This window comes from Streptomyces sp. NPDC001339 (assembly GCF_042895955.1).
Classification (GTDB): domain Bacteria; phylum Actinomycetota; class Actinomycetes; order Streptomycetales; family Streptomycetaceae; genus Streptomyces.
This window is the reverse complement of record NZ_JBIAWT010000011.1, coordinates 246204-260892: the sequence shown is the minus strand read 5'-3', so window position 1 is coordinate 260892 and position 14689 is coordinate 246204. Positions and strand designations below refer to the sequence as shown.

The window sequence follows — 14689 nt, the reverse complement described above, 5'->3', positions numbered from 1 at the left end:
TGGCGCGAAGGAAGGTGGGGTGGAGGCGGGGGCAGGGTGGCGGCCCTCAGGGACGGGTGGCGAGTGGGCCGTACGGTCAGGGGCGCCGGACGATGATGTCGCCGACCCCCGCGCGGGCGCGCACCTCGACCGTCTCGTCGGAGTCGCCGGGGCCTTCGGCCGCACCAAGGGAGTTGCGTACGCTGCCGACGTCGGTGCGCACGTCGAGCCAGGCGGCGGACGACTCGTGGATGCCGATCTCGATATCGCCGGCGGCGGCCTGCAGCACCATCTGACCGCGCGCCGCGTCACCGATCCTGATACCGCCGTTGGCGGACCTGGCGTCGACTCCGGCATGGGCGATATCGACGGAGATACGACCGTTGGACGAGTTCGCCTTCAGCTCACCCGTGACCTCCCCGATCACGGTCTCGCCGTTGGCGTTCTTGACCGTTGCCGCGCCCCCGATCACGTCGATGTCGATCCGGCCCGCCCCGACGACCTCCGCGTCCCCGGTCACCCGGTCCACGCGGACGGTGCCGAGGCTGGTCCGCAGATCCACCGCCGCCGCTTCGTCGATCAGGATGTCGCCGAGAGAGGTCTTGATGCGGCAGTCGCCGAAGCGGCCTTCGCAGGTGAAGTCCGCCATGGGTGAGCTGCCTCGGAGGTCCGAACCGGCCGGCAGCTCGATACTCACCTCCACCGAGCCGCTCTTGCCGAACAGGGAGCGCTTCTTCGGCCCCTTGATCAGCAACTTCCCTTCCGAGCAAGTGACTTTGGTCTGCTGTGCGGCCCGTACGTCGATGTCCTCGGCGTCGTTGGTCGGCAGCACCTCGACGACGGTGTCCGCGCGCTTGCTTGCGATGATCCGGGCGGAGCCCATATCGAATTCGAGGGTGACGGAGATCGGTTCAGGAGTGTCGAAATGTGGCATGGCTGTGCCGTCCTCTTGGCTGTGAAGTGTGTTCCCACTGGTCAAGCGGGTGCTGACGGTGGGTGAGTGAAGTAGATGAGCGAAGTGGATGGTGACGTGTGCGAGCGTGTGAGGTCTGAGGGCGTGAGATCTGAGGGTGTGAGGCCTGAGGGTGTGAGGCCTGAGGGTGTGAGGCCTGAGGGTGTGAGGCCTGAGGGTGTGAGGTCTGAGCTCACGGGCGGGAGGCGCGGCTAGCGGACCCAGCCCGTATAGCCCTGCTGGCCGCGGTGGCGGCTGCGGACGGGCGTCCGGCCACCGCGCTCGCCGGGCCCCTCCAGGGCGGCGGCGACGGCCCGCACCAGCCAGGCGTTGACCGACAGGCCCTCCTGTCCGGCCGCGTCCTCGACCCGGGTCTTGAGGTGGGCGGGCAGACGGAAGTTGATCCGCGCCGTACCGCCCCCCTCCTCGCCCTCCGCCGGAGCCAGGGGCACGGGCACGGGCATCGGCGCACCGCTCGGCGCGCCCTCCCGCTCCCCGGCGTCCTCGTACACCACCGCCACCGGTGGCGGTGTCACCACGAACTCGGGATCGAGCCCCCGTAGCCGTACGTCGACCGAGCCCGGCGCCAGGTCCTGGGTGACCTCCCCCATGGCGGCGGACAGCGCGTTGAGCAAGATCAGTCGGGTGGCCGACTCCAGTGGTGTGGTCAGCCGCTCGGCCAGGGCTCGAGCTTCGTCCCCGCCCGCGTCCGCGGCGACCGCGAGCTCGTGCCGGAGATTGTCGACGTAAGGCGTGAGGTCCATAACGCCACTATGGCATCACGGTGACGCCAACGCAAGGCCCAATGGCACCACAATGGCGCTCATGGCACCACGGTGACACCACCCGGGTGCCGGCGCGGCAGCGGGCGGCACCATCCGGGCACCCGGGCACAGCAGTGGGCGGCGCCTTCCGGGCATCGGGCGGGGCAAGGCAGGCAAGGCGGGCAAGGACGGAGCGGCGAGCGGCGCCGTACGGAAGCCCGGCCGAGCGCCGGCCGAGCGGACGCGAACGTCACATCACCCCGTTTTCGTCGGCGAACCCGGCATCAGCGACGGTTCGGGCGGTTCTCGGTGGTGACTTGCCAAGCCCCGGAGGGAGGCGCTGGAATGCGCGTGACATCTCGATGATGCCGACAGCATCGTGTGGGTGGGAGCGGAGGCTTCGGGATGGACGGGGGATCTTCGCAGCGGCTTCGGATCGCGCTGCTCGGGCCGGTGCGGGCCTGGCGTGACGGGACGCCACTGGACCTGGGGCCGGTACGGCGCCAGGCGGTGCTGACCGCGCTGCTGCTGCGGCGGGGCACGCTGGTCAGTCATGAGCAGCTGCTCGCCGACGTATGGGACGCACAGCCGCCGAGGTCCGGTCGCCGCGTGCTGCCGAGCTACGTCTATCCGTTGCGAAAGGCGCTCGACGCGGAAGGCGCCGGACGGTCGGGGGCACGCACGGGGACGGCGGCGAGGTCGTTGATCCGCAGTGGCCCGGGCGGGTACCGCTTCGTCAGCGACGGTGTACGGCTCGATGTGGCGGAACTGGCCGAGCAGGTCGATGCAGCACGGCGCGCGCGGGCATCCGGTGACCCGGCCACCGCCCTGGACGGGTTGTCCGAGGCGCTCGCCCTCTTCCGGGGCGAGCCCCTGGCCGGGCTCCCGGGGCCGTACGCACAGGGCGAGCGGCAGCGGCTGGCGCGGCGGCAGTGCGCACTCCAGCAGGAGCGGGTCGAATGCCTGGTACGTCTCGGCCGGTCCGCCGATGCCCTGGACGAGCTCGCCGCGTTAGCCGCGTCCGATCCGTACGACGAGCCGCTGACCGCGCTGCGGATGCGTGCCCTGTACGGCAGCGGACACCAGGCGGCTGCGCTGAGCGCCTATCAGGACATGCGCGCGCGGCTGCGCGACGAACTCGGTGTCAGTCCCGGGGAGGAGCTCCGTCGGGTGCACCAGGCGGTGCTGCGCCGGGACGACGAGCAACTCCTCGGCCCGGCCGCGGCACGCTCAGCCGCTCCTCCGCCACAGCCCCGGCCCCGATCACAGCCGCAGCCGCAACCCCAACCAGAGCCGGATCCGCAGCCGCATCCCCAACCCCAACTCCAGCCCCAACCAGAGCCGGATCCGCAGCCACAGCCCCATCTCCGGCCTCGCCACCCGGTCAATGAACTGCCGGGCGACACCGGCCACCTCATCGGGCGGAAGCACGAACTGGCGCTGCTGACCGCGCCCCCGTCGCCCGGATCCGTATCCATCGTGGCGGTGGACGGCACCGCCGGGGTCGGCAAGACCGCACTCGTCGTCCACGCGGCCCGTGCCCTCCGCGCCCACCACCCGGACGGCTGCCTGTTCGTGGACCTGCGTACGCACGGCACGGAGCGGCGGAGGCTCTCACCGCAGCGAGTGCTGCGGCGGCTGCTGCGCTCGGTCGGCGCGGCCGACAACCAGGTGCCCGACGACCTCGACGAGCTCACCGCGGTATGGCGGGCCGCGACCAGCGCACTGCGGCTGCTCCTCGTCCTGGACGATGTGGCCGGCGCGCGACAGATCCGGCCGCTGCTGCCCGCTGGGCCGGGCAGCACGGTGCTGGTGGCCGGCCGACGGCGGCTGGCCGGACTGGACACCGTCCGGCGCGTCACCCTGGAGCCCCTGGAGACCGGCGAGGGGCTGTCCCTGCTCCGGCACATCGTGGGAGAGGACCGCGCGGACCGGGAGCCGGAGGCGACGCGTGCGCTGGTCCGGCTGTGTGACGGGCTGCCGCTGGCACTGCGTATCACCGGAGCACGGCTGCAGACCCGCCCTGCCTGGACACTGGGGTACCTGGTGGACCGGATGGCGTGCGACGAGCAGCGGCTCGGCGAGCTGAGCGCCGGGGACCGCAGCGTGGAGACGGCCTTCCGTCTGTCGTACGAACAGCTGACGCCGGAGCAGCAGCTCGGGTTCCGCACCCTGGGCCTGTCGCCGACGGTCGAGTTCGATCCGCTGACCTCGGCGGCCATGCTGGGGTGGCCGGTCCGCGACGCCGAGTGGATCCTGGAGAGCCTGGTCGACGCGAGTCTGCTCCAGCAACCGCGGCCGGGCCGCTACCGGTTGCACGACCTGGTGCGGATGCACGCGCGTCGGCTCGCGGAAGCCGCCCCCGCCGAAGCCGGCGCGGTCCGCACCGCCGCACTCCGCCTCTATCTGGACGCGGCCCGGACCACCAGCGATGTGGGCGCGGGCGGCTTCCCCACGGGGCCGCAGCCCGCCGGAGCGCCGTTCACGGACTGGGAGAACGCGGACGGCTGGCTGGACACGGCCGGCGGAGAGCTCGTCGATGTCGTCGGGCACGCCGCAGCACTCGGCGAAGCCGACTACGCGTGCTGGCTCGCCGAGGCCCTGAGCGACTACTTCACCCGTCAGGGCCGTTACCACGAGTGCCGGACGGCCCTCGAGATCGCGCTCGCGCACGCGGACGAGGCCACCGACCGGCGGATGGCCTCCGCACTGCGGAACTGCATGGGCCTCAACGACCTCTACCAGGGCCGCCACCCCTATGGGCGCGCCTGGTTCACCGAGGCACTTCACCTCAGCCGCCGCCACGCGGACCAGGGCGAGGAGGCGCGGGCCCTGGCCGGACTCGGGGCTGCCGAACTCAACGTCGGCCGGGCCGAGTCGGCCATCCCGCCGCTGACCACCGCGGTGGAGCTGGCCCAGCGGTCCGACGACAACTGGCTCGCCGCGGCGGGGCTCTGCACACTCGGCATCGTCCACCACACACAAGGGCATGGCGTGGAGGCGCTGGCCTGCTTGTCCGAAGCGCTCGTCCACGCAGAGAAGAACGGCAGACCTCGCATGATCAGCAGGGTCCTGTCCTGTGCCGGCGACGTCCACCTCGGCCTCGGCCGGTTCGGCGAAGCCGGCCCCCTGTACCGCCACGCGGCCGACCTGGCCCAGCGGGTCGGGGACGTCCTCCTGCACGCGCTCATCCTGACCCGGCTGGGCACGGCCGAGGAGGGCGGCGGAAACCTGCGCGCCGCCGAAACCCTCCACCGCCAGGCGCTCTCCCGGCACCAGGCGCTGTCCCCGGTGACGGAACCCCAGCGCGACCGGCTCGAGATGCACATTCGCTGCCGGCTGGGCCGCACCTACGCCACGGCAGGCCGCTTCGCCGAGGCGCGGGAGCAGTTCCGGGCCGCGCTCGCCGTGCCCGGAGCCGACGTGCACCCGCAGGAGCACGCACTGGCGGTCGCGGGGCTCAAGGAGTGCGAGGACGGCGAAGTCCGCTGAGGGTGGTGGGTGGTTGAGGGGTGCGGCCGCCGTGACGGCCCAGGAGGAGGAAGGCGGCCAGGCCGCCGGCCAGGGCGACGACTCCGGCGGTGAGGAAGACGGCGCGCAGGGCGTCGGCGTACGCCGTGTGCGAGGTGGTTGCGGTGGTTGCGGTGGTTGCGGCGTGCTGGTGGAAGACGGTGCCCAGGAGGGCTATACCCAGGGCCAGGCCCAGTTGGCGGGCGCTGTTGGCCGCGGCGGCGGCCGTTCCGGTGTGGGTGGCGGGTGCTGAGGACATGGCGATGGCGGGGAGGACCGGTGAGACCAGACCGGCGCCGAGGCCGGTGAGCACCAGGCCGGGGAGGAGGGCCGGCCAGGAGGAGGCGGGGTCAAGGGTGAGGAAGGCTAGATTGCCGAGGGCGACGACGAGGGTGCCGCCGCCAAGGGACCAGCGGGCGGGAATGCGGTGCAGTGAGCTGCCGACGAGTGCGCAGGTGACGAAGAAGGCGGCGGGTTGGACGGTGATGACCAGCGAGGTGCCCAAGGAGCCGAGGCCGGCGGCGTCGTGGAGCCAGAGGGCGAGAACGGGCAGGAAACCGAAGGCGGAGAAGTAGTAGACGCCCGCGGCGATGAGCATGCCGTTGACGGCGGGCTTGCGGAAGAGGGAGAGGGGGAGCATGGGGTGGGCGATTGCCCGCTCGATGAGCAGGAAAGCCGCGAGAAGGACGGCGGCCAGGGTGAAGGCGAGCAGGGTCGCGGGGGACGACCAGGTGCTCTCGCCGCCCTGGATGACGGCGAAGGTGAGGCTGAGAGCGGCCAGAGTGAAGGTGGTGACACCCCACCAGTCGATGGGAGTGGGATTGCCGGCGTCACGGGCCAGCACCTTGACGGAGAGGGCGAGCGTGACGGCGCACAGAGGGACCGCACCGTAGAAGATCCACTGCCAGGACAGGAAGTGGGTGAGGATGCCGCCGGCGACATTCCCGGCACAGCCCGCGGCACCGGCGACCGCGCCCCAGACGGCGAACGCCTTGGGCCGGTCGCGGCCGGTGTAGGTGAGACCGATCAACGGCAGCAGCGTGGCGAACATGGCCGCACCGGCCACCCCTTGGACCGCGCGGGCCGCAATGAGCACCTGAACGCTGGGGGCCAGACCACACACGAGCGTGGCGGCCGTGAAGCAGGCCAGCCCGAGTACGTAGAGGCGTTTACGGCCCAGGCTGTCGCTGAGCGAACCCATACCGAGGAGCAGCCCGGCGAGCGCAAGGGTATAGACGTCGACGATCCATTGGAGCGAGCCGAAACCGGCGTGGAGGTCGTCGGCCATGCTCGGCAGGGCCACGGTCACGATCGTCGCGTAGACCAGCAACATGAAGGTACCCAGGCAAGTAGCCACCAGCGGAAGCCACTTGCGGAGGCCGGATGCGTACGGTCCCGGAGCCTGCCCCGAGGCCCGTACCGCTGCCGGTGCCGATGCGGTGGGCGATCCCGTTCCCGTGTCCGCCACGGCGGCGGAGCGGGCGCGGCGCGGCAATGAATGCTTGTCCATGCTTGCACCCTGCTGTAATGGTCTTATGCAGCTGAACCCTTACGGGGACGACCGGCTCCGGCTTGTGGCAGACCTCACAAACACCCCGCCGACCAGCGTCTCCGAGCTCGTGGATCGGTGTCTTGCCGCGGGAATGGCGCTCGACCGGCCCGCTGACGAGGAAGACCTCGCACAGGTACTGGCGTTCGTCGAGCGCTGGGCCGAGGTGGTGGACGCCCCTACCCACGAAAGACGCGTCGAGCTGCTCAATGCGCTGCTCTCCGAGGCGTCCACGCACCCCCGGGTCACGGACCATGCCGGTATCGGCTGGCACATTCACTACCGGGAGGACGGGATCGGGCTGGGCGGCGTCCTGAGGACGATCGGCGCCGTGGGCACCGCGCTGCATCTGACCGAGCTGGGAATGCACCGTCTGGGACGGTGCACGCTGGCCGAATGCGGCAATGCCTACGTGGACTTCAGCCGTGCGGGCCAGCAGCGCTACTGCTCGCAGGGCTGCGCCAACCGCGACGCGGTGCGCCGACATCGGGCCCGCCGCGCGGGCCGAGCCACGTCAGCGGCTCCGGGCGGGGAAGTGTGACGGGTAGTCCTCCAGGGTGATGGCTGCCGAGATGTCGTAGCCCCGCTGGAGCATGGCGGCGACGGCGGCGGGGTCGTTGAGGGTCGTATTGCGGTCTTCTATTGCCTGTTGGGTGAGAGGGGCGAGGAATTCGCCCGCACCTCGGCCGCCTTGCTGGCATGGGGTGACGTACGGGCGGAGTATCCGTTCGTAGCGGGCGAAGGCCGTTGCGGCGTCGCCGTCCGCCTCCGCCAGTTCGCCGGCGAGGACATAGGCGCCGATGACTGCCGAGCCGGTGCCCATACCTCCGAGGGTGGCGCCGTAGGCGGCGTCGCCGAGGAGGACGATGCGCCCGTCCGTGGACCAGCACGGGACATCGACCCGGCTGATGGAGTCGAAGTAGAGGTTGTCGGCGTCCCACAGGGTCGCGAGCAGCTCGGAGGTGCGCCAGCCGCCGCTCTGGTAGGCATGGGCTATCGCCTGCTTCTGGGAGTGAGGATTCCGTCGGTCGTAGGAGAGTTCGGCGTCGGAGGCGAAGACACAGAAGACCTCGCCGGCGTAGCCGGGCTCTGCGGCCCGGCGGGGCGTACGGCCGACGGTGACGACTCGGCCGGGTTCGTTGTAGCCGACGGGGTGGGCCGCGAGGTCGCCGGCGGAACGGGGAAGGTCCCAGCCCGCGACGTAGTAGCCGAGGTGGCTGAGGTAATCGGACTCCGGACCGAAGGCCAGCCGACGCATAGTGGAGTGCAGGCCGTCGGCGCCTATCACGAGGGCGAAGGTGCGCGGTGCACTCCGTTCGAAGGTGGCATGGACGCCTTCGGCGGTCGGGGTGAGGGAGGTGAGAGAGTCGCGGAAGAGGTACTCGGGAGCCGGTCCTCCATGCGCCGGGGCCAGGCTGTGCGCATGGAGGAGCCGGGAGAGGTCCGAGCGGAGAATCTCCAGCTCGCCGCCTGCGAATTCGGGTGGCAGGACGGCCAGTTGTCCACCCTCGGCATCGATGAATCTCATGGCGGCATCGCCGGCATCGGCAGTACCGGCGCATGTGGCGTGGCTCTCGATGACCTCCAGGACGCCCATTCGTTCCAGGACGGCCAACTGGACCGCCCCACGGAAGTCGACCGCGAAGCCGCCGCCACGCAGGGCCGGGGCCACCTCCACCACCGTGACTCGGTAGCCGTAGCGACGCAGCCAGTACGCCAGAGCCGGGCCGGCCACGCTGGCGCCGGAGATGAGCACGTCGCGGTTGCCACAAGCGGCTTGGCGATCGCCTCGGTGAGCGTCCAGCTGTACGTCTTGGTGCGTGTCTTGGTGCGTGTCTTGACGTGTGATTCCGTGCGGCATTGCGCACGCCCCCCATCGTGATACGTCGTCGGACCGTTTGCCGTCGGACCGCTCGCAGACCGCCCGTCGGCCGTCCGCAAACCACCTACGGAAACTGTATCCGGCGGACACTGATTTGTGTACCCCGGACACTGTTTTGGGGCCGGTTTTAGGATGCGGACATGGCAGGAGATGGCGGGAAGACCGATGTGTTCGGGGATCAGGCTGGCAGTGTGGAGCTGCTGTGGGGCGGGCGCGGGCGGCCGAGCCGGGGGCCCAAGCCTGCGCTGAGCCTGGAGCGGATCACACGTACGGCCATCGCCCTCGCCGATGCCGGCGGGCTGGGGGCGGTCTCCATGCAACGGGTCGCGGGCGAGCTGGACTTCACGAAGATGTCCCTGTACCGCTACGTGCCGGGCAAGAGCGAGCTGGTCGCGTTGATGATCGATGCGGCGATGGGGGCGCCGCCGGGGGCCCCGGCAGCGCCCGATGCGGCAGGCCACGGCGAGGATTCGGGGGGCTGGCGGGGGGCATTGCGGGCCTGGGCGGAAGCGCTTGCGGACGTCTATCGCCGGCACCCCTGGCTGCTGAGCGCAGCCGTTGGGCCCCGTGTCATGGGGCCCAACGAACTGGGCTGGACGGAGTATGCGGTGGCCGCGCTCGCCGGCACGGGACTGAGCGGCGGCGAACAGCTCGACGCCGTGGTCGTGGTGAGCGGTCATATCCGCGCCATCGCCCAGGTGTCGGTCTCCATGGGGCTGGGCAGTTCCCGGGCGAAGGACCCTGAGCAGGTCGTGAGCGCGGCGCTGAACGAGCTGCTCGTCGGCCGTAGCGACCGCTTCCCGGCGGTTGCCGCGGCCGTCGCGTCCGCCGGGGCGGAGGAGGCCGCGCGCAACCAGGCATGGGAGTTCGGGCTGGAGCGGATCCTGGACGGTCTGGAGGTCTGTATGGCCGGCAGGCGGTCCGGGACCGGCCAGTGACGGGGCGGTCAGCGGTGGGTGAGTGAGCCCAGCCAGTCGAGCAGGAGGTGGTTGACCTCTTCGGGGCGTTCCTGCTGGACCCAGTGGCCGCAGCCGTCGAGGATATGGGAGCCGGACAGGGCGGGAAGGGTGGTCGGGAACGCCTTGATGGCGTCGGCCAACCAGGCGGTGGGGGCGTCGAGTTCGCCGCCGATGAAGAGGGAGGGCTGGGTGATCGGGGCGCCGTGCCAGGCTGCCAGGTCGGCCCAGTCGCGGTCGACGTTGCGGTAGCGGTTGAGGCCGCCGGTCAGGCCGGTCCGCTCGAACTCGGCCGCGTAGAAGTCGAGGTCGGCCTCGGTGAGCCAGGGGAACGGGCCGGTATCGGCCGGGAAGCGGTCGGAGAGTTTGCCGCCCGGAGGGACGGTCAGGACGGGAATATCGCCCTGGCCGGATGCGTCGTTGGCGCTGCTCGTGAGCGACGCGGACCTGGCCTCGCCGGAGAGGCCGGCGTAGGCGCCCGCGAGCCAGCCCCGGATGTCCGGTTCGATCTCCGCCTCGGCCCGGCCCGGCTCCTGGAAGTAGCTGACGTAGAACTCCTCGGTACCGCCGAGCTGCCGGAAGACCTCGGTGGGCCGCAGGGGGCCGCCCGGAGGTGAGTAGGGCACACTCAGCAGCGCCACGGCGGTGAAGAGGTCGGGGCGCAGCAGCGCCGAATGGGCGGCGATGGGCGCGCCCCAGTCGTGGCCCACGATGATCGCGGTCTCCTCGCCGAGGGCGCGCAGCACCCCGACGTTGTCGCCGATATGGGCCAGCATCCGGTAGGCCGTGATGTCGTGGGGCTTCGACGAGCGGCCGTAGCCGCGGACGTCGATGGCGACCGCCCGGTAGCCGGCGGCGGCGAGCGCGGGCAGCTGGTGGCGCCAGGAGTACCAGGACTCGGGGAAGCCGTGGACCATGAGGACGAGCGGCCCGGTGCCCTGCTCCACCAGATGGATACGGCCGTCGGTGACCTCCACCGTGCGGTGGGTGGCGTCCGGCACGGGCTCCTGGGGCCGGGGCGTGGGCCGGTGCCGGGACGGTGGTGTGGCGGGCGACTGCGGCATGCGTCCTCCTCGGGAGTCGGACCTCGCGGCCCAGCGGGCCGGTGGCCGAACGGGATGGTGGCCGAACGGGACGGGACGGGACGGGTGGCGCTGCGGGTGGTTCATCATCTCGCTGGCCGCCCCGGCCTGCTCCGGCCTTCCCCCCTCCGGCCTTCCCTCTACAAACGCACGCTCTTCCTCGGTTGTTCCTTCGCCCCCGTCAACAGCCCGTGCAGCGTGGCGAATTCATCGACGCACTTGGCGGTGCCGTTGACCACACAGTCCAGGGGCTCGTCGGCGACGGAGACCGGCACCCCCATCTCCTGGCGCAGTCGCCGGTCCAGACCGCGCAGCAGCGCACCGCCTCCGGTGAGCGCGATACCGCGCTCGATGATGTCGCCGGACAGCTCCGGGGGGCACTCGTCGAGGGTGCGGTGAACGGCCTGGACGATCGCCTCGACCGGTTCGGCGAGGGCCTCGCGGACCTCCTCCTCGGTGACCTCCTGGATCCGGGGCAGGCCGTTGACGTAGTCACGCCCGCGGACGGTGTAGGAGCCGGGGCGTTCCGGTTCGCCGTCCTCGTCGACGTCGACGGGGGTCCAGGCCGCCGAGCCGACGGCGATCTTGATGTCCTCGGCGGTGCGTTCGCCGATGGCCAGGGAGTGCTTCTTCTTGACGTAGCCGGAGATGGCGGCGTCCATGGCGTCACCGGCGACCCGTACGGACTGGGAGGTGACCAGGCCACCCATGGAGACCACGGCGACCTCGGTCGTACCGCCGCCGATGTCCACCACCATGCAGCCGACCGGTTCGTCCACCGGGAGGCCGGCACCGATCGCGGCGGCCATCGGCTCCTCGATCAGGTGCACCTCGCGGGCGCCGGCTCCTCGGGCGGAGTCGATGACCGCGCGCCGTTCGACACCGGTGATCCCGGAGGGAACGCAGATGACCACCCTCGGGCGGCTGAACCGGCGGCTGGGCAGGGCCTTCTTCATCAGGGCGCGCAGCATCTGCTCGGCGGCCTCGAAGTCGGCGATCACGCCCTCCCGCAGGGGGCGCATCGCGGTGATCCCGGACGGCGTGCGGCCGATGGTCCGTTTGGCCTCCAGGCCCACGGCGACGACGTCCCCGGAGGCGTTGACGGCGACGACGGACGGCTCGTTCAGCACCACGCCCTTGCCGCGAGCGTACACCAGGGTGTTGGCGGTGCCGAGGTCGATGCCTATGTCGTACGTACCGGACGAAGTGCTGGACGCCATGGGGAGTTCGTGTGCTCTCTCGCGACGGGGTGGGATTGCCGCAGAAAATCCCCATCGGCCACCAATGGGGTTCAATGCGGGCAATTAATAAGACTACTGGGGGCGCGAGATGGTTCCCGGCTTCGCGCCGTTGTGTGCCCCCGGCTCATGCCGCATTGCGCGCCCCGTCGTGTCAACGTCCTGCGCCCCGGCTCACACCGCATCCCATACGCCCGGCTCACCCGGCTCGCTCGGCTTACGCGCCGTCCAGCGCACCCGGCTCACGCGGCTCGCCCGACAGTGCCTCCGACAGCTCGTCGAGCGCGTCGAGCAGCAGATCGGAGGCGCGCAGCGCGACACCCTGGTTCTCCTCCGCCGCGTCCCACCGCTCCCATACGGTGCGCAGCGCGCTCCAGTCCAGGTCGCCCCCGTCGCGTACGGCCTGCACGGCGCGCTCCAGGGAGGGACGCAGTTCGCCGGCGAACGCGGCGGCGCCGATGACGGGTTCGGCGTTCCGGTCGGGGAGGTGGGCCTCCATGATCATGGTGACCCGGCCCATCGTGGCCAGCGCGGCGCTGGCCGCCTTCGCCGCACCGAGCGACAGGCCGCGGTGCCGTACGGGCTCCTTCTCGGCGCGGGCCTCGCTCTCCTCCCAGGCCACACGGGCCGCCCGGGTGTCCAGCAGGGCCTCCCGGACCTGCCGCGGACGGCCCTCGGCGGGACGGGCATAGCGGTCGAGCACGGCCAGCGCGTACTGCCCGTTGGCCGCCAGCCACTCGGCGAGGCGGTCCCGCAGCCGGGGCGTCTCCCAGGCGGGGAACAGCGCGTACGACAGCATCGCGAGCAGTCCGCCGACGAGGGTGAGCACGATGCGTTCCGCGACGGTCTGCTCCCAGCCCGCCCCCGCGATGCCGAGCAGGAAGACGACGTACGCGGTCACACAGGCCGACGTCACCGCGAAGCCGGTGCGCATCAGCAGGTACATCAGCCCGACACAGACCACGGCGAGCGCGGCGCTGGCGTACACACCGGGGTGCGCGAGGGCCATCAGCGTGCCCCCGATGGCGACGCCGACGAGAGTGCCGCTGAAACGGGCCACGCCCCGGGAGTAGGTCTGGGCGAAATCGGGGCGCATCACCATCACGGAGGCGAGCGGTGCCCAGTAGCCGTGCCCGAACGGCATCCCCGTACCCAGCAGATAGCCGATCGCGGCGACCACGGCGACCCGCACCGCGTGCCGGAAGGTGTGCGAGGACCAGCGGGTCTCGCGCCGCAGGGCCCGCAGCGCGACCGGTACTAGCTTGGGCACGCTGGGGCGCAGCAGATGACTGCCTTCTTCCCGCCCGCCCTGCCCTCGTTCCGCCTCGGTGGTGGGGCGGGTGGCCCGGACCGGCTCGTCGGTGAACTCGACGGCGTCGGCGAGCAGCGAGATCAGCCGGTAGGCGGAGCGGCGGGCGGCACCGTTCAGCATCGGCCCGGTGGCCGGAACTTCCAGGGTGGCCATCGCCTCCGGGGGCAGCCGTACCGGCTTGGCGTGCCGTACGGCGTGGGCGACGGCGTCCAGGACGGTCGCCGCGGCGGCCAGCAGCGCGCGGGCGCGGTCGCGTTCGGGGCCTTCCGTGGGAGCGCCGACGACCGGGTCGGCGAGCGAGGCGAGGACCGGCCGGACGCGTTCGGCGAGGCCTCGGGGGCCGTGCAGCTGGACGGGCCGGTGCCTGGCCTGACGTGGTGTCACCGTGGCGGCGCTCCGGGCGTCCATCAGGGGCACCGGGTCGAAGGGGGCGATGGGGTCGTGCCGCAGCCGCCGGGCGTAGTCGGCCTCGGCGGCCAGGGCGTCGGCGAGCGCATCGCGCTGGATGCCCCAGGGGCGGACCGGGAAGACGACGATGAGCGTGGCCTGGACGAGGCCGCCGAAGAAGATCAGGGCGGCGTGCTCCAGCGCGCCCGGGACCGAGGTCGGGAGGGTGACGGTGACCAGCATCATCGCCACGGTCTGGGTGCCGGCCAGTCCGGAGACCGGGCCGATCGCCCAGGCCATCCCGGCCATCAGGGTCCAGCCGGTGAGCAGCAGGACGAAGACGACGACATGGGCGGCGGCGAGGTAGCCGAGGAAGGTGGAGACCGCCAGCGCACCGGCGACCGCCAGCGCCAGCACCGGGCGGGGCCGCATACTGCGCTGGAAGGTGACGAGGCCGGAGGAGAACGCACCGAAGGCGGAGGAGACCGCGAGGGCGGCGTCACCGAGCCACAGGCACAGCCCGATGACGATGGCGACGCCGGCCGTGCCGCGCACCGCGATCAGCGGGGTGAGCTTGGTCCGTTCGATGGTCAGCCCGGAGCGGGCGGCCTCTCTCAGCGCTCGCGACCAGGTCATAGCCAGAGGATACGGGGCCGGAGGCAGGCGTTCCGGGGCGGCCGTGCGTATGCCTCTTCCGCCTCTTCCGTCTCTTCGCCCCGGTCTCCGGCTCCTGTTCTGGCTCCTGTTCTGGCTCCTGTTCTGGCTCCCGCTCCGGATCCCCTTCCGGACACATTCCGACTCCCGCTCCGGTTCCCCTTCCGGATCCGCTCCGGTTCCGACCGGGAAAATCCTGGTAAACCCGCCTTCCTCCGCGCGTAAACCTCCCAGGTCACCAAGGGGACGATCGAATTCCGGACGGGCGGTGCGAGCAAGCCGACACCTTGGGAGAGAAACCCCGGCCCGCCCCGGCCCCCTCTAGCTGGTCGGCCGGGACAGCACAGCCCCGGCGGGCCGGGACCGGGACGGGCCCCCGGCGTGTTCGGCGCATCCGACGCGTCCCACGTCCCGCGTCCCGCGT

At 71.5% G+C, this 14689-nt stretch carries 10 protein-coding genes; 3 read left to right on the top strand and 7 right to left on the bottom strand.

Annotation, left to right across the window (positions count from 1 at the left end):
* Window positions 1-76: 76 nt before the first annotated feature.
* Entirely contained in the window at window positions 77-913 is an 837-nt protein-coding gene (locus tag ACFY12_RS29320; protein ID WP_390718919.1) for a DUF4097 domain-containing protein, read from the bottom strand.
* A 230-nt stretch (window positions 914-1143) separates the two neighbouring features.
* Window positions 1144-1695, bottom strand: a complete 552-nt coding sequence (locus tag ACFY12_RS29315; protein WP_390718918.1) for a hypothetical protein — start codon at window positions 1693-1695, stop codon at window positions 1144-1146.
* Window positions 1696-2100: 405 nt separating this feature from the next.
* Here ACFY12_RS29315 and ACFY12_RS29310 point away from each other — a divergent pair, with 405 nt between their 5' ends.
* Window positions 2101-5187: a BTAD domain-containing putative transcriptional regulator gene (locus tag ACFY12_RS29310; RefSeq protein ID WP_390718917.1), complete on the top strand. Its 3087-nt coding sequence runs from the start codon at window positions 2101-2103 to the stop codon at window positions 5185-5187.
* On the opposite strand, the gene ACFY12_RS29305 is transcribed toward ACFY12_RS29310, so the two are convergent.
* Window positions 5156-6715, bottom strand: coding sequence for an MFS transporter (locus ACFY12_RS29305; protein WP_390718916.1), 1560 nt, complete (start codon window positions 6713-6715; stop codon window positions 5156-5158). The genes ACFY12_RS29310 and ACFY12_RS29305 overlap by 32 nt on opposite strands.
* A 25-nt stretch (window positions 6716-6740) precedes the next feature.
* On the opposite strand from ACFY12_RS29305, the gene ACFY12_RS29300 reads away from it, so the two are divergent.
* The gene (locus ACFY12_RS29300) at window positions 6741-7295 is read left to right on the top strand and encodes a CGNR zinc finger domain-containing protein (RefSeq protein ID WP_390718915.1); all 555 of its coding nucleotides are present in this window, start codon (window positions 6741-6743) and stop codon (window positions 7293-7295) included.
* On the opposite strand, the gene ACFY12_RS29295 is transcribed toward ACFY12_RS29300, so the two are convergent.
* Window positions 7269-8510, bottom strand: coding sequence for an FAD-dependent monooxygenase (locus tag ACFY12_RS29295; RefSeq protein WP_390718914.1), 1242 nt, complete (start codon window positions 8508-8510; stop codon window positions 7269-7271). The two genes, ACFY12_RS29300 and ACFY12_RS29295, sit on opposite strands and share 27 nt — an antisense overlap.
* A 266-nt stretch (window positions 8511-8776) precedes the next feature.
* Between ACFY12_RS29295 and ACFY12_RS29290 the strand changes: the two genes are divergently transcribed.
* Window positions 8777-9574 carry a TetR/AcrR family transcriptional regulator gene (locus tag ACFY12_RS29290; protein WP_390718913.1) on the top strand — a complete coding sequence of 266 codons (798 nt, stop codon included), beginning with the start codon at window positions 8777-8779 and terminating at the stop codon, window positions 9572-9574.
* Window positions 9575-9582: 8 nt separating this feature from the next.
* Here the strand turns inward: ACFY12_RS29290 and ACFY12_RS29285 are convergent, their stop codons facing one another.
* The 3 genes from ACFY12_RS29285 to ACFY12_RS29275 all read right to left on the bottom strand — a co-directional run bounded on the left by ACFY12_RS29285 (window position 9583) and on the right by ACFY12_RS29275 (window position 14247).
* The gene (locus ACFY12_RS29285; protein ID WP_390718912.1) at window positions 9583-10656 is read right to left on the bottom strand and encodes an alpha/beta fold hydrolase; all 1074 of its coding nucleotides are present in this window, start codon (window positions 10654-10656) and stop codon (window positions 9583-9585) included.
* A gap of 158 nt (window positions 10657-10814) precedes the next feature.
* Window positions 10815-11894 (bottom strand): rod shape-determining protein, encoded by a 1080-nt coding sequence (locus ACFY12_RS29280; RefSeq protein ID WP_390718911.1) that lies wholly within the window; start codon window positions 11892-11894, stop codon window positions 10815-10817.
* Between the two features lie 235 nt (window positions 11895-12129).
* A complete protein-coding gene (locus tag ACFY12_RS29275; RefSeq protein WP_390718910.1) occupies window positions 12130-14247 on the bottom strand; it encodes an FUSC family protein in 2118 nt (705 codons plus the stop codon).
* Between the last annotated feature and the right edge of the window lie 442 nt (window positions 14248-14689).

What these genes read in the sequence shown, in the direction of transcription:
- ACFY12_RS29310 (WP_390718917.1), top strand. Translation starts at nt 2,101, where the DNA reads ATGGACGGGGGATCTTCGCAGCGGCTTCGGATCGCGCTGCTCGGGCCG.
- ACFY12_RS29305 (WP_390718916.1), bottom strand. Translation starts at nt 6,715, where the DNA reads ATGGACAAGCATTCATTGCCGCGCCGCGCCCGCTCCGCCGCCGTGGCG.
- ACFY12_RS29275 (WP_390718910.1), bottom strand. Translation starts at nt 14,247, where the DNA reads ATGACCTGGTCGCGAGCGCTGAGAGAGGCCGCCCGCTCCGGGCTGACC.
- ACFY12_RS29315 (WP_390718918.1), bottom strand. Translation starts at nt 1,695, where the DNA reads ATGGACCTCACGCCTTACGTCGACAATCTCCGGCACGAGCTCGCGGTC.
- ACFY12_RS29300 (WP_390718915.1), top strand. Translation starts at nt 6,741, where the DNA reads ATGCAGCTGAACCCTTACGGGGACGACCGGCTCCGGCTTGTGGCAGAC.
- ACFY12_RS29285 (WP_390718912.1), bottom strand. Translation starts at nt 10,656, where the DNA reads ATGCCGCAGTCGCCCGCCACACCACCGTCCCGGCACCGGCCCACGCCC.
- ACFY12_RS29320 (WP_390718919.1), bottom strand. Translation starts at nt 913, where the DNA reads ATGCCACATTTCGACACTCCTGAACCGATCTCCGTCACCCTCGAATTC.
- ACFY12_RS29280 (WP_390718911.1), bottom strand. Translation starts at nt 11,894, where the DNA reads ATGGCGTCCAGCACTTCGTCCGGTACGTACGACATAGGCATCGACCTC.
- ACFY12_RS29290 (WP_390718913.1), top strand. Translation starts at nt 8,777, where the DNA reads ATGGCAGGAGATGGCGGGAAGACCGATGTGTTCGGGGATCAGGCTGGC.